The organism is Vibrio sp. ABH4_348, from assembly GCF_056159765.1.
The window spans coordinates 922,844-936,738 of sequence record NZ_JBSWVW010000002.1 but is presented as its reverse complement, the minus strand read 5'-3'; the positions used below and the strand labels follow the sequence as shown (position 1 = coordinate 936,738).

Sequence of the window (13,895 nt, the reverse complement as noted above, 5' to 3'; positions counted from 1 at the left end):
AAAAACTACACACCGTATACCATAGTAATTGGGTGCATATACTAATAACAAAGCTCGATTATAACTTTCGATAGGTAGTGGCTATGGTGACAAGTCGGTCTAAGATCGAATCATTTACTGCTGAAGAACTTGAACAATTGTTACTTTTGGAGGGCATTGAACTTCAAAAACAATTGATTACTTCGTTACAAACCAAAACATCCAGTCTGTTCAGCTGTGTTCTAGAGCTTGATAAGTTTCAAGGACAAGTCAACACGTTAGCCCAAGCGTTTTCGCCTAACATTGACGCAGAGTTTAGACAATTTGATGTAAGCGCCATATCTCGACTTGTTCTAAGTGGTGTTGAGCAGAAATGCGTGGTTAAACAGGACCTACTTGACGAATACCCTACCAACCATTGGTTGCGCCAAATCGAAGCCAATTGCTTAGTCGGAATGCCTTTGCGCAATAGCAAAAATGAAGTGATCGGAGCGCTGGTATCCTTATACGAACAGGAGCCATACCAAAAAGACCTTATTTGCGGCTTACATGCAACACTCGCCAATGTATCTGTGCATACGCTGCGCGCCCGCTGGTTAGCGGCGCGATCAGACAGTCTTGTTAATCAACTAAGCTACGAGGTATCACACGATAACCTGACAGGGCTAATGAATCGTAGTTTTTTGGCTGACAAATTGGAGACCATAACTGAAACCACTGACGACAGCTTCACTCTTGTGTATTTAGATATTGATAACTTTAAATCAATCAATGATCTATACGGAAACTACATGGGTGATCAGGTGATAAAATTTGTTGCTCAAACCATTGCCAATTCAGTCCCAGAAGAGCAAATGACATTTCGAATCTCAGGAGATGAATTTGCCTTCATTACTAGGGAAACAGACTCTGGTTCCGTTTGTCGCGGCATTATCCAAAGGCTAAAAGAAGGTTATACCGATACCAACTACACCATTAGCATATCGGCGAGTATGGGACTTGCTCAACGCTCAGACGTCAAAGTGACTTCAGACCAACTGATGCTGCACGCCAGCCTTGCTCTAAAAGATTGTAAACAGACAAAAAATCGTAACATTCAAAACTACGATACCAATCTAAGCGCTCAGTATTATCGACGGACCATGGTCATTGATGCACTAAGAGTCGAGCTAGAGAAAGCGAATATTGATGATTTAGAAGTTTACGTGTTGTTGCAACCCATTGTTAATCGTCGTGAGCAACGATGGGAATCCTTCGAAGTCTTAGCTAGATGGAATAGCCAGTTGTTAGGTTGTATCTCACCGGTAGAGTTTATCGAAGCTGCTGAGCAATCTGGCCTGATTGTCGACTTGGGTGAGAAAATTTTCGAGCTTGCATGTATCGCCAAACAGAGAATGGAGCGAGGATTAGGTTACAAGATCAAACTCTCAATAAACTGCTCTGCTCATGAGCTTAATGATTCAACTCGGTATTTAGGTTCACTTAAAAAGACACTCAGCAAATACGAATTTAGCCCAAATGAGTTCACGTTAGAGCTAACAGAAACAGTGTTACTCACTCAGAATAACGAAGTGAAATATATTCTGAGCAAACTGCGTTCTATGGGATTTAAAGTAGCGCTAGATGATTTTGGAACGGGCTACTCGAGCCTAAACTACATCTACAGTTACCCAATTGACTGTATCAAGATAGACGCAACTTTTATTCGTAATATGTTGTCCAGCGAGACAGCGGAAAAGGTCGTTTGGCTAATAATTCAACTCGCCAAGCAATTAGAAGTTCGCCTAGTTGCGGAAGGGGTTGAAGACGTCGAAGCGCTTGAAAAGCTCTCTAATTTAGGCTGCGATGAGATACAGGGCTACTTTTTCTCGCGCCCTGAATCTCCAGAAAAGTTGATTGAGCAGTGTAAAGACGCATTGGGTTCACGCTCTGCTTAAACTGCTATCCTGTTCCTTTATTGTTAGATTGAGCAGCCCAACGCAGTTCTTGCGTTCTCAGCAAGATATCAAGCTCATCGCGATTCGCTTTGAATGAAGCTAGTTGAGATTTAGGAACTGAGCTCGCCATTGGTATATTGGCTTTCATCGCATTAACTGCGCGTCCTTTGATGATCAACTCGTAATGAATGTGCGCACCGGTAACCCGACCGCTTCTTCCAGACAAACCAATTTTTTGCCCACGGCTTACTTTCTGACCTTTACGAACAAGAATCTTACTTAAATGCAGATATCGCGTTTTGTAGGTGTTGCCGTGTTCAATCACCACATAGTTTCCAGCATAAGGATGTTTGCGTGTCATAGCGACCACACCATCGCCAGTGGAAACAATCGGAGTGCCTACTGGCGTTGCCCAATCCGTTCCATTATGGGGCGCAGTTCGACCAGTGACGGGATGACGACGTTTAGGATTAAAGCCAGATGTTAAACGGTAGTTACCCGTGATGGGTTTACGCTGAAATGCTCTTTGCAGACTATTGCCGTCTTTGTCGTAGTACTGTCCATCAGAATGCAGGTAAGCCGTGTAAAGCTTGCCACGGTTATGAATCTTAACTGCTTTAATTTCACGCTTTCCTGTCAAGGTTCCTTGTACGTATTGCCTAGCTTGAACGACTTCAAATTTGTCACCCGCTCTTAAATCACGAGCAAAATTTAGCTTGCCATTTAACAGGCTGACAATTTGATCCACGTCTTTTGAGGTAAGTCCTTGCCGACTAACAGACTGAGAAAAGCTACCTTCGATTTCTCCAACTAATGGATAATTTTTCCATTCACCAGGAATCTCGACCGCTGTGTACTGAAAACCACCCTCTGGCAGCAAGGTATAGACTGCCTTATCGACAATGCTAAACTCCAGCTCCATCTGTTTTAATCGACCATCGTTTTCTGATGTCCAAAAACGCAGTGTGTCTCCAGGCTGCAAGGTATCTAATGCTAGGTAGTCAACATCGGTCTCCATTACGTTCAGCATTTCACTGTAGCCAAAACCTAATCGCTCAAAAATCGCGCCTAGGTTGTCACCATTTTGAATGACGTATTCGTATTTCGGCGGGATATCCAGTACCGGAATATTGTCATTGTTCTCACTGGCTTGTACGAGCGTAGCATTGATTAGAGTTAGCAGAGATAAAGCGACTAAAAGCGCTGGTTGAGCTAAGTATGCTGTGATGATTTTACGAGCGATAAGCATAAGCGCCTTCAAACAACTTCCTACACCATTGGCAGTGAATAAAGGCTAGAGGTTACGTAGAAAAAGTAGCGATGTCACGCTTAACTTCTAGGAAAAGGCGCAAATTTAGGTCTATTAGCGCCTAACAACCAGATTTTAATGTTATTTTTATCAATTAATTATTAGCGCTACAACAAGTAGTCTATTTAAGAGCTATTACTAGGTTGGAGTGTGAGTGAAAACCAAACCATTATCTTCGCCAAACCCGTTTGGTGTGTAACGATCTGCGGCTTCATCATTGCGCCACTGATGTTTGTTCACCAAATATCTAAACTCAAATTGTTGATCTTTCGGTAATCGAGTTTTGAATTTGAATGATTTAGCTTTACTGTTTTTTTTCATCGGTTGTGGCTTCCAACCAAGAAAATCTGCACACAAATCCACACTATTCGTTTCATTACATGCTGGAATTTCAAACGTAACTTCCACTTCGTTCTTGGTTTTGAAAAAGCGTTTACTGATCATGGTGTGACTCTTACTATCCAACTGACATTTCGACTAAGCATAGTTCAGAGCTGGGCATCCGCAATCTCGCTTTTTAGATCTGCAAAACAGACCGAAAAATCTAACCTGGATAATTATTCTTCTATCAGTATTGATTGCGCGAGTTCGTCACGATTTGTCTTGGAATCTGTAACTATTCCACAATCACTAACTTCGATTGCGCTTGGTCTACCCGCACTCTTAATAATCGTCTCTCAGAACTCAATACATCAATTTCATTATCGATAACTGAAATGTCTAACGGACTATTAACTTCTAAGGTAACAAAGTCCTTCGACACAAGGCGTTTAACCGTTTGGTCAAAGCTTAAAAGAACCAACTTGGTTTGGTGGATGGCTTCACCATGATCACTCTCGGTAATTGCCAGTAGTGCAAGATGGTAGTCATCACCAAAGCGAGTAATTGAATCTGTGAAAAGAACCACTTTGCTGGGTTTACCATTATGTTGGTACTGACCAACAAGTTCAGAATCCTTGTGCCAACTTAACAAACTGGCACCGCCAGGGAGCAAGAGCGTCACAGGATGCGGACTTTGATATCCAAACAATTCCAGAACTGCTGAATTAGTCGTTGAAGATCGTTGCATCTTGGCAAGGATATCCGCATCCGATGTATTAAAGCGAATCAATCCCGCTATTGCGACTATAACTAAAAGTGACATCGGGATAAATAGGAGTATTGGAATAGAGAAAATTCGTTTGGACTTCATGTTTTTGCGTTGGTTTGCTTCATTAATCGCATAGCACTATACAGGTTCTTGCGTCGTTTACTAAATGTTCTGCCATCAATAGAAAGCCTGTAAACCTATCAAGCAAAGAAAACAAATTCTTTTAACTTGCATGACTATGCAAAAAGAACTAACATCCTCAAAACCTACTAAAAATGGATTTTTAGTGAATTATTATGCCAAGAGGCAAATTTTTCGTCTTTAGTAGTAATTATCATGCAAAACAATAATCTAGACAAAAGCAACAAATCAGGATTAGCGATATTCTTGATTCCTTCGCTGATCGGCCTTGTGTTATTCATGTTGCCGGTAAGTTTTCAGGGTGAAATTACGATTCCCGTTGCTATCTTAGCAAATGGATTAAAAAGCCTTTTGGGCGATGCCATCGTCCCGATCATAACATTCACCATAGTAACAATGACTGTGGCATCGATCGTTTATCGCTTTGTTAAACCAAGCTGGATTAGGCAGCACAATTTTGCTGACAACCTCTTAGCGCCATCCACGGCTTGGTTAATTGTACGAATCATTGGCGGTTTAGCTGCATTGGCTACCTTCTTTCAAGTTGGACCAGAATCAATTTGGGAAGAAAATACTGGTGGCTTGGTATTAGAAGGCTTGTTACCGACTCTGTTTGCAGTATTCATTTTTGCTGGCTTGTTGCTCCCGCTTCTTTTGAATTTTGGTTTGCTTGAGCTCTTCGGAACCTTGCTATCCAAAATCATGCGTCCGTTGTTTAACCTGCCGGGCCGCAGCGCGATAGATTGCATGACCTCATGGCTTGGGGACGGCAGCGTCGGGATTTTGCTAACCAGCAAGCAGTACGAGCAAAAATTTTACACCCAGAGAGAAGCTGCAGTTGTCGGTACGACATTCTCTGCCGTTTCGATTACGTTTAGCCTAGTCGTCATCGCTCAAGTTGAACTAGAGCATTTGTTTTTGCCTTTTTATGCGGCGGTTTGTTTGGCAGGCTTAGCGGCGGCTGTGATCGTCCCTCGTTTACCTCCTTTACGTTGGAAAAAAGATCTTTATGTCGATGGCACTAAGCCAACGCAAACCGAACATACCGTTCCGAATGGTCAATCTTTGTTTGGCTATGCCCTAAATCTTGCAACGCAACGTGCGCAAAAGAGCCCTGCACCTCAACACGTTTTGCAAGAAGGATTTAAAAATGCAGCAGATATGGTGTTTGGCGTATTACCGGTCGTAATGGGCCTAGGGACGGTCGCGTTGGTTATTGCGGAATACACACCTGTATTTGCCATTCTAGGTCAACCTTTTGTCCCATTGCTTGAATTGCTATCGATTCCTGAAGCCGCTAAAGCATCTGAAACAATGGTGGTGGGCTTTGCCGATATGTTTATTCCAGCAATTCTGGCCGCCTCTATCGACAGTGAAATGACGCGCTTTGTGATTGCCGCAATGTCAGTGACTCAGCTTATCTACATGTCAGAAGTTGGAGCACTGCTATTAGGCAGTAAAATCCCGGTCAATATCGCTGAGTTGTTCGTGATCTTTGTATTACGTACTTTGGTAACCTTGCCAGTAATCGCTGCTGTCGCTCACTTAATCTTCTAGACTTGGTCTCGTAAATTCAAACGGCGCTTTGAGCATTTCAAAGCGCCGCTTAATCCAAAAGTCACATGAAAAACCCGAATCAAACTGTTTTCTGATAAAACACTAGCTCCGCTTCACCTAAAATTTCGTCTTTCAGCCATTCTTTTTTCAAGAATGTCATTCCCAGCTTTTTCATAATGTTTATTGACCCAATATTGTCTTCCAAAGCAATAGCTGAAAAATGGGTAAGTTGATTGGTGCGGGTCAAATGGTGTGAGATGTGTTCCGCTGCCTCTGTCGCATAACCTTTCCCCCATGAACTACTACAAAACCGCCAGCCCAGTTCAAGGTCATTATATTGCGGGTCATCTGAGAAGAAGCCCATAGGTCTGACTAAGACCCAACCTATAAACTGATTGCTTTCTTGAATAAAAACTCCCCAAAGTCCCCAACCTTTAGCGTCATCTCGATAGCTCATTAACCTTGGAATTGCCTTGGTTGTTATATCACCCCATGAACTTGGCGTTCCACCATTAATAAACCTCATCACTTCAGGCTCTTGGTCCAAGTCAAACAACAATTGTCCATCATTCTCATCTAGCAGACGGTAGGATAATCGAAGTGAGTTTTCTAATTTCATAACGGGCTTCCTTAAAACTAACGTGGGGTATATACCCAGTCGAGCACTTTGATTGTTATCAACCTTGGATTCATATACTAAGTGCAACACTAAAATTTAAAACAGTGAGCTGTCATAATTCTTGTGTTTTCCTCCCGCCAAGAAGAAAAAATACATGAAATACAAACAGCTCACTGAGAATGAAAGGTATATGCTTTCTATGCTCAGAAAGCAAGGTTATAACCAAGCTCAAATTGCTCATGCCCTCGGAAGACATCGGAGCACGATCTCCCGAGAAATCATTCGTAACTCATGCAAAATTGATAAAGCCTATCGGCCTAGCAAAGCCCAGAGTCGGTCCATTCGGCGAAGAAGTTGTTCAAGGCGAAACAAACGCATCACACCAGAGCAATTCAATCAAGTTAAGCAGTTGCTGGTTAAAGACTGGAGCCCTGAGCAGATTGTCGGCCATCTCAAAACCACCGGTAAATTAACGATAAGTCACGAATCTATTTACCAGTATGTCTGGAGAGATAAAGCTAATGGAGGCCAGTTATGGCAACACCTCAGGCAATCGAATAAGAAACGTCGGAAGCGTTACGGGGCCTACGACAGCCGTGGTCGTGTTGCTTCAAAACGCCACATATCCGAACGGCCGGCTTCCGTTGAAATCCGAAAAACACGTGGTCACTGGGAAATCGATACGGTCATGGGTGCTGGCTCTAAACATTGTATTGTCACTCTGGTTGAGCGGAAAACTGGTTATACCCTGATAGGCCAACTGAATAATAGAACCACCGAATCTCTCAACCGGAGAACCATTAAAATTATGAGCAAATTTGATGGACTATTTACTTCTATTACAGCTGATAACGGTACTGAGTTTAATCAATACAAAGAAATTGAAGAAGCGACCGAAACACGCTTCTACTTTGCCACTCCTCACCACTCATGGGAGCGAGGGACGAATGAAAATACCAATGGATTAATACGTCAGTATCTCCCTAAAGGCACATCAATGGCGTCGTTAACACAGGCTAAATGCAATGCCATTGCTAAGCGATTGAACACACGTCCTAGGAAACGGCTAGGCTTTAAAACACCAGAGGAATGCTTTGTTGGTTACTACAGATAAATGTTGCACTTCAAACTTGATATCAGGAACTATCGCGGGCATCAATTATCACGGGCATCAATGGCACTGGTCCATTTTAACTAACTATTTATTATATCGGCAGCTTATTTCTAGAACTTATTGAGTAGATTGATCATTTGGCAATTACTTCTATTGTTAAATATGTAGATAAGGAATTACACTAGGTCCTAGCAAAAAGTAGTGATAACAATCTGCCAATTGTTTTTCAACCAGCGGACCATAAGGAGTAGACAATTTGAAACGAACTAACCTTCTGAGATGCTGGGCTTTTATTGTTGGGTTGGTAATAACACTCACCTCGACCTACTCGCGAGCGAATGAACTTGTCGTGCATGACATCCAGGGTAATAGTCATACACTCAACCTTGATTCCATTGAAGATACTTTCAAATTGGTGGAGTTTGAATCTAAGCTGCCTTGGTTCGAAAACAGAAAAAAATTCTCTGGGTTTTTATTGTCTGACTTAATGCTTTCGGTTTCCAGTCAAGCAGCGCAATCCGTCTACGTACGAGCCCTCAACGACTATGCATCGACAACGACTATTGCGGATATTTTGCAGTATCAACCCGTAATTGTGTACCGAATTGATGACGAGTTAGTCTCCGTTCGAGAAAAAGGGCCTTATTGGTTGGTATTCAATTTAGATAAATACCCCAATATAGACAATGCGGTTTACCATGGCCAAATGGTGTGGCAGATAAACCTAATCAAATTTATTGGCAATGAATTTTAAACACATCACCTCCGGCATTCACCCCAGTGTATTACTGGGTAAACGGTTACTGATTTTGCTGTCAGCAGTTTTGATTGCCGCCAATTTGTATTTTTTGAACGTCACTCGAGACTTGGCTCAGTCTTATTCTGACCAACAAAATGAAGCCACTTGGTTTTTACTTCAGCTAACAAAAGAGTACTCGGAGCTTGTTGCCTTAACACAATACGCAAAAGACGCACCCAATTTTGTTGAACAAGCCACACTGCAGTACGACCTTACTTGGTCTAGGTTTGATTTACTCATCAATAATCAAAAAGCTGATAGCTTTATGAAGCTTAAAGGTGCGAGAAGCTATTTTGAGTCGGCATTTGAACAATTTCAGTCACTTGAACCGCTACTACTCACATTAAGACAAACAAACCAAGCTTCTATATTTCATCAAGAACTTGTTCGCCTAAATCAAAGCATGGTGGATTATGTTAACGCGAATTTTCGAATTCAGAGCCCACTCTACAAAAGGCAAAGTGACCAAGCAAAAAAGCTTAGCGAAGTACAATTTATCCTCATGACTTTGCTATTTAGCTGTCTTGGTTTGATGGGTTACGTGCTACATCTAGAGTCAAAGCATCACAAAACACTGGCACTGACTGATCCCCTCACGCAAACATCAAACCGTCTCGCGTTTCTTCGGGCATTACAAAAACGCACCGACAAAGCTGAACCTTTTGCACTTTTGCTGCTCGACCTGAACGGATTTAAGCAGATTAATGATATCCACGGTCACATCGCCGGCGATGAAGTTTTGGTAACGTTAGCAGAAAGGCTTTCTGGAGACTGCAACGGTCATGTATTCAGTTTATTCCGTATTGGTGGAGATGAGTTTTCGATTATTCTCGATTCTATCAAAGCGACTAAAATTGCAACCCTAGAACGTTGTATCTGCGAGTTGATTGAACAGCCAATTCAACTTACTAAATCGAACTCAGAAAATGCTGAGGTAACCATATCAACCAGCATTGGTATAGCACGGTATCCAACCGATACCGACGACTACAACAACCTAATTTCACTCGCTGACCAACACATGTATCAGATGAAGTTTGGTCAGCCCAGCGAGACTATATCTAATACCAATGACGCACAAGATTCTAACTCGGCGAAGGTTACAGACTTGCAGACGATCCGGCACCACGCCCAATCGAAACGTACTTAAACCCTCTCGCTGCCATGGTTTCTGGTTCGAATAAGTTTCGACCGTCAAAAAGTAATCGTTCCTTGTTAACCCCATAGGGCGTTAACCTTAGCTTGAGCTCCTGCCAATCCGGAGCTTTGAAGCTTTGCCACTCAGTACAGATAATGAGTGCATCCGCGTCCACTAGCGCTGCTTCCTTAGTTTCTACCAAGGTCAGGTCGTTTCGTTCTGCGTAAAGCAGCCCCGCTTGTTCCATGGCTTGTGGGTCGTACGCTTTTATTGTCGCTCCAAGTTTCCAAAGTGTTTCCATGATCACTCGACTTGGCGCTTCTCTCATATCATCAGTATTAGGCTTGAATGAAAGCCCCCATAAAGCAAATGTCTTGCCTTGCAAAGACATCTCTCCAAAGGCCAAAAACGTCTGTTGAATTTTTTCAACCAAGCGCTTTTTTTGTTTAGCGTTAACATACTCCACCATAGGCAAGATAGAGGGTGTGTATCCGGCTTGAATTGCGTTTTTTTGTAGGGCACTGACATCCTTAGGGAAACAAGAACCACCATAACCACATCCCGGATAGATAAAGTGGTACCCGATTCTTGGGTCTGAACCAATTCCTTGTCTGACTGCCTCTATATCCGCCCCCACATGTTCTGCAATATTAGCCATTTCATTCATGAACGAGATCTTGGTGGCAAGCAGGCTGTTCGCCGCATATTTGGTTAATTCTGCACTGCGGCTATCCATAATAATGACTTTTTCGTGATTGCGATTAAAAGGCTGGTAAAGCTCCCTCATCACCTTTTGCGTATGATGGTCGTCGGTGCCGATAATAATTCGATCAGGGCGTTTGCAGTCGCTTACCGCTGAACCCTCTTTGAGAAACTCAGGGTTAGAGACCACCTGTACTGAGTACGATACTTGTCGATTCGATAGAGCGCGCGTAATTATCTTAGACACTTGATCAGCCGTACCGACCGGGACTGTAGATTTGTTTACTACGATTTTATCTTCATTGATGAAGTGACCAATATTGCTCGCCACATCCGTCACTGAAGATAGATCTGCGCTTCCATCTGCTAGGCTGGGTGTCCCTACGGCAATAAAGAGAACGGTTCCAAAATCCACACATTTTCTGATATCGCTGACTAAGGTTAGCCGACCATTTTGGATGTTTTCGACTAATAGTGGACTCAATCCTGGTTCAAATATATCTAACTCGCCCTTTGTTAAGCGCTCGATTTTGCCGAAGTCGGAATCGTAGCAACAAACAAAATGTCCAGCATCGGCCAACACTGCCGCCTGAACCAAACCAACATAACCTACTCCAAAAACACTCACTTTCATTGTCATACTCCTAGCCTGTAAACATTCAAACTATTCAGGCTCAATGACAAAGGCGTGAACACCAAAAGAAGGTTTTGTGTCTTACCGAAACAAGAAAGCTGGGATGAAAAATAAAAAAGCCCCTCACAGAGGGGCAAAGGTTACCATCGCTTATAGTTATAAGTGTATGCCAGTTGTTCTTAACCGAACTCACCGTTTACATAGCCTTTGGTGCGCTCGTCTCTTGGCTCTGAGAAAATTACTTGAGTTTCATCGTGTTCAACTAGCTCACCCATCAAAAAGAAAGCGGTGCGGTCTGAAATACGGCGAGCTTGCTGCATGGAGTGCGTGACAATCACTATGGTGTAATCTTTCTTTAGCTCTTCCATTAGCTCTTCGATCTTGTGAGTGGCGATTGGATCTAGTGCTGACGTCGGCTCATCCATTAAAATCACATCAGGCTCCATTGCAATTGTACGTGCAATACACAGACGTTGTTGCTGTCCGCCAGATAAGCCAAACGCATGGGATTTTAGTCGGTCTTTTACTTCATCCCACAAAGCCGCGCCGCGCAAAGAGCGCTCTACTACTTCATCGATGTGCTTTTTGTCTTTGATACCTTGGGCACGCAGACCATAAGCAACATTTTCATAGATACTCATTGGGAACGGATTGGGTTTTTGGAAAACCATTCCAACCTTGATGCGCAAATCGGCGACATCGATGTTACCGTAGATATCTTGGCCATCCATCTCCAACTTACCGGTGATCTTAACCCCTTCGATCAAATCATTCATTCGATTCAAACAACGAATTAGCGTCGACTTTCCACAACCAGATGGGCCGATCAATGCGGTTACTTGGCGTACCGGAATAGGTAGATTGATGCTCTTAAGAGCTTGGTTTTCACCGTAGTAAAGGTCTAGATTTTCAATATTAAATTTGTTCATTGTCTTGTTCTCAATTCTGTCGCTATCGTTACATGTTTGCTATTGCTAGCTTGTCGCCGAATGTCTGTTAATCGTGGTTAGTAAGTCGCTTTGTTGAAGCGCTTGGCGATCAATTTGGTAAACATGTTAATCATAAGTACTACTACGATGAGTACCGTCGCGGTTCCGTATGCCTGATTCCACTCTTCAATGGTAAACAGTTCAGTTGTTAACTTGTAAAGGTGTACCGTCAGGGTTCGACCAGAATCCATAATAGTGTCTGGAATTCTCGCTACCATGCCCGCAGTTAGGAAAACGGGAGCCGATTCACCGATAACACGGCCAATACTCAAGATTACTGACGTAAGAATACCCGGCGTAGCACTTGGCAAAATCAAGCGCCAAATCGTGTAGATCTTCGAAGAACCTAAGGCGTAAGAGCCTTCGCGATAGGTTTGCGGCACTGCCATCAACGCTTCTTCCGTGGTTCGAATAATGACAGGTAGAATCAAAATACTAAGCGTTAAAGCACCAGACAAAATCGAGAACCCGAGCCCGAGAATCGCGACGAAAAAGGTCATGCCAAACAGACCAAAAATGATCGACGGAATACCCGCTAATGACTCGGTACAAAAACGTATCACTTTGACCAATCGACTACCGACCTTTGCGTATTCGGTCAGGTATATGGCCGTCATGATTCCCAATGGAGCCGCAACTGCAATTGATGCGATAACCATATAGATGGTTGAAACAATCATTGGGAAGATACCCTGCTCATCACCGGTACGAGTGTAATCGTCGGTAATGAAATCCCAGTCTACATGCTGAAGCCCATTAGATAGGATGTACCAGATAATCCAAAATAAGAACCCTACCGTTAGCGCGGCGGCCAAACAGATAAAGCCGTATAAAATGGCGTCTTTACGGACGCGAGCTTGTTTAAGTTTTACCGTATCCATGTGATTACTTCGCCTTCTCTCGGTTTAGGTACAGAAGCACTGCATTTAGCATCATGATGAACACCAGCAATACAACCCCAGTGGCGTAAAGTGCATTCGCGTGGACACCACTTGCGTAAGACATTTCTATTGCGATGTTTGCTGTTAGAGTACGAGCAGAATCTAAGATCCCTTCTGGCATCGCAGGAGCATTACCCATCACCATTATGATCGCCATGGTCTCACCTAAGGCACGGCCAATCCCTAAGATCACGCCAGTCATGATGCCCGACCGTGCAGCGGGTACAAGCAGCTTAAAAATGGTAAAGATTTTTGATGCGCCGAGTGCAAAAGAGCCTTCTTTGTAGGTACGAGGGACAGCACGAATCGAGGTTTCAGAAACAGTAATCACCGTCGGAAGAATCATCACACCAAGGACAATGATACCCGCAAGAATCGTATTACCTGCCGGTACATCGAACACGTTTTGAATAAGCGGTACGATGATGACAAGGCCGAAGAAGCCGTATACGACCGATGGTATCCCAGCCAGCAGCTCTACCGCTGGGCGGATAATATCGGCAAGCCGTTTAGGCGCGATTTCAGCGATAAAAATTGCTGACAACACACCAACCGGCACACCAACAACCACAGCTCCGAGAGTAGACACTAGCGAGGCAACAATCATGGTTGCCACACCGTATAGTGCAGGTGGTAGCCAATCTTGGCCTAACACTATCCCTGAGACACCGGCTTCTTGAAATGCTGGGATACTTTCTTTAACGATGAAGTAGGCAATAACTGCCAAAGACACAATGCCGATTACGGCACTGGTAAGAAATAACGAGTGGAATATACGTTCGCGCCAATCTACATTTCGTTTGGTGCGCAGTGCCGACTTACTTGATTCAGAGTTAGATTGATTCATAGCCGACTTTTCAGTTGCGATGGTCATGGTTTTCTCACTTATCGCTTATTACAACTTGATGCGATTCATCGTGATTGAAAAAGCTCAGCCCTAATATGG

General features: G+C 43.3%; 13 protein-coding genes. 5 read left to right on the top strand and 8 right to left on the bottom strand.

What is annotated here, in order from left to right; translation table 11 throughout:
- Nucleotides 1-83: 83 nt before the first annotated feature.
- Nucleotides 84-1,916, top strand: a complete 1,833-nt coding sequence (locus ACXAFJ_RS18080; RefSeq protein WP_475325355.1) for a putative bifunctional diguanylate cyclase/phosphodiesterase — start codon at nucleotides 84-86, stop codon at nucleotides 1,914-1,916.
- A 4-nt stretch (nucleotides 1,917-1,920) separates the two neighbouring features.
- On the opposite strand, the gene ACXAFJ_RS18075 is transcribed toward ACXAFJ_RS18080, so the two are convergent.
- The 3 genes from ACXAFJ_RS18075 to ACXAFJ_RS18065 form a co-directional block, all read right to left on the bottom strand.
- Nucleotides 1,921-3,165, bottom strand: coding sequence for a peptidoglycan DD-metalloendopeptidase family protein (locus ACXAFJ_RS18075; protein WP_475325790.1), 1,245 nt, complete (start codon nucleotides 3,163-3,165; stop codon nucleotides 1,921-1,923).
- Nucleotides 3,166-3,363: 198 nt separating this feature from the next.
- Nucleotides 3,364-3,669, bottom strand: a complete 306-nt coding sequence (locus tag ACXAFJ_RS18070) for an isoamylase early set domain-containing protein (RefSeq protein WP_475325354.1) — start codon at nucleotides 3,667-3,669, stop codon at nucleotides 3,364-3,366.
- A gap of 172 nt (nucleotides 3,670-3,841) precedes the next feature.
- A complete protein-coding gene (locus ACXAFJ_RS18065) occupies nucleotides 3,842-4,417 on the bottom strand; it encodes a hypothetical protein (RefSeq protein WP_475325352.1) in 576 nt (191 codons plus the stop codon).
- Between the two features lie 234 nt (nucleotides 4,418-4,651).
- Between ACXAFJ_RS18065 and ACXAFJ_RS18060 the strand changes: the two genes are divergently transcribed.
- Nucleotides 4,652-6,013, top strand: coding sequence for a YjiH family protein (locus ACXAFJ_RS18060; protein WP_475325351.1), 1,362 nt, complete (start codon nucleotides 4,652-4,654; stop codon nucleotides 6,011-6,013).
- Nucleotides 6,014-6,092: 79 nt separating this feature from the next.
- On the opposite strand, the gene ACXAFJ_RS18055 is transcribed toward ACXAFJ_RS18060, so the two are convergent.
- Nucleotides 6,093-6,632 carry a GNAT family N-acetyltransferase gene (locus ACXAFJ_RS18055; RefSeq protein ID WP_475325350.1) on the bottom strand — a complete coding sequence of 180 codons (540 nt, stop codon included), beginning with the start codon at nucleotides 6,630-6,632 and terminating at the stop codon, nucleotides 6,093-6,095.
- A 154-nt stretch (nucleotides 6,633-6,786) separates the two neighbouring features.
- Here ACXAFJ_RS18055 and ACXAFJ_RS18050 point away from each other — a divergent pair, with 154 nt between their 5' ends.
- From ACXAFJ_RS18050 to ACXAFJ_RS18040, 3 genes are all read left to right on the top strand, one after another.
- Complete coding sequence (locus ACXAFJ_RS18050; RefSeq protein ID WP_475324701.1) at nucleotides 6,787-7,746, top strand: IS30 family transposase; 960 nt, start codon at nucleotides 6,787-6,789, stop codon at nucleotides 7,744-7,746.
- Nucleotides 7,747-8,002: 256 nt separating this feature from the next.
- The gene (locus ACXAFJ_RS18045; protein ID WP_475325348.1) at nucleotides 8,003-8,500 is read left to right on the top strand and encodes a putative pterin-binding protein; all 498 of its coding nucleotides are present in this window, start codon (nucleotides 8,003-8,005) and stop codon (nucleotides 8,498-8,500) included.
- The gene (locus tag ACXAFJ_RS18040) at nucleotides 8,490-9,695 is read left to right on the top strand and encodes a GGDEF domain-containing protein (protein ID WP_475325346.1); all 1,206 of its coding nucleotides are present in this window, start codon (nucleotides 8,490-8,492) and stop codon (nucleotides 9,693-9,695) included. Before ACXAFJ_RS18045 ends, ACXAFJ_RS18040 begins: the two co-directional genes overlap by 11 nt.
- Here ACXAFJ_RS18040 and ACXAFJ_RS18035 read toward each other — a convergent pair.
- From ACXAFJ_RS18035 to pstC, 4 genes are all read right to left on the bottom strand, one after another.
- On the bottom strand, nucleotides 9,646-11,019 hold the full coding sequence (locus ACXAFJ_RS18035; protein ID WP_475325345.1) for a UDP-glucose dehydrogenase family protein: 1,374 nt from the start codon (nucleotides 11,017-11,019) through the stop codon (nucleotides 9,646-9,648). The genes ACXAFJ_RS18040 and ACXAFJ_RS18035 overlap by 50 nt on opposite strands.
- Nucleotides 11,020-11,198: 179 nt before the next feature.
- Nucleotides 11,199-11,948 carry a phosphate ABC transporter ATP-binding protein PstB gene (gene pstB, locus ACXAFJ_RS18030; protein WP_475325343.1) on the bottom strand — a complete coding sequence of 250 codons (750 nt, stop codon included), beginning with the start codon at nucleotides 11,946-11,948 and terminating at the stop codon, nucleotides 11,199-11,201.
- Between the two features lie 77 nt (nucleotides 11,949-12,025).
- Complete coding sequence (pstA, locus tag ACXAFJ_RS18025; RefSeq protein WP_475325342.1) at nucleotides 12,026-12,889, bottom strand: phosphate ABC transporter permease PstA; 864 nt, start codon at nucleotides 12,887-12,889, stop codon at nucleotides 12,026-12,028.
- Nucleotides 12,890-12,893: 4 nt separating this feature from the next.
- Nucleotides 12,894-13,823, bottom strand: coding sequence for a phosphate ABC transporter permease subunit PstC (gene pstC, locus ACXAFJ_RS18020; RefSeq protein ID WP_475325340.1), 930 nt, complete (start codon nucleotides 13,821-13,823; stop codon nucleotides 12,894-12,896).
- Between the last annotated feature and the right edge of the window lie 72 nt (nucleotides 13,824-13,895).

Excerpts from the sequence above, each read along its gene's own strand:
- ACXAFJ_RS18080 (WP_475325355.1), top strand. The coding sequence starts at position 84 with ATGGTGACAAGTCGGTCTAAGATCGAATCATTTACTGCTGAAGAACTT.
- ACXAFJ_RS18075 (WP_475325790.1), bottom strand. The coding sequence starts at position 3,165 with ATGCTTATCGCTCGTAAAATCATCACAGCATACTTAGCTCAACCAGCG.
- ACXAFJ_RS18070 (WP_475325354.1), bottom strand. The coding sequence starts at position 3,669 with ATGATCAGTAAACGCTTTTTCAAAACCAAGAACGAAGTGGAAGTTACG.
- ACXAFJ_RS18065 (WP_475325352.1), bottom strand. The coding sequence starts at position 4,417 with ATGAAGTCCAAACGAATTTTCTCTATTCCAATACTCCTATTTATCCCG.
- ACXAFJ_RS18060 (WP_475325351.1), top strand. The coding sequence starts at position 4,652 with ATGCAAAACAATAATCTAGACAAAAGCAACAAATCAGGATTAGCGATA.
- ACXAFJ_RS18055 (WP_475325350.1), bottom strand. The coding sequence starts at position 6,632 with ATGAAATTAGAAAACTCACTTCGATTATCCTACCGTCTGCTAGATGAG.
- ACXAFJ_RS18050 (WP_475324701.1), top strand. The coding sequence starts at position 6,787 with ATGAAATACAAACAGCTCACTGAGAATGAAAGGTATATGCTTTCTATG.
- ACXAFJ_RS18040 (WP_475325346.1), top strand. The coding sequence starts at position 8,490 with ATGAATTTTAAACACATCACCTCCGGCATTCACCCCAGTGTATTACTG.
- ACXAFJ_RS18035 (WP_475325345.1), bottom strand. The coding sequence starts at position 11,019 with ATGAAAGTGAGTGTTTTTGGAGTAGGTTATGTTGGTTTGGTTCAGGCG.
- pstB (WP_475325343.1), bottom strand. The coding sequence starts at position 11,948 with ATGAACAAATTTAATATTGAAAATCTAGACCTTTACTACGGTGAAAAC.
- pstA (WP_475325342.1), bottom strand. The coding sequence starts at position 12,889 with ATGGATACGGTAAAACTTAAACAAGCTCGCGTCCGTAAAGACGCCATT.
- pstC (WP_475325340.1), bottom strand. The coding sequence starts at position 13,823 with ATGACCATCGCAACTGAAAAGTCGGCTATGAATCAATCTAACTCTGAA.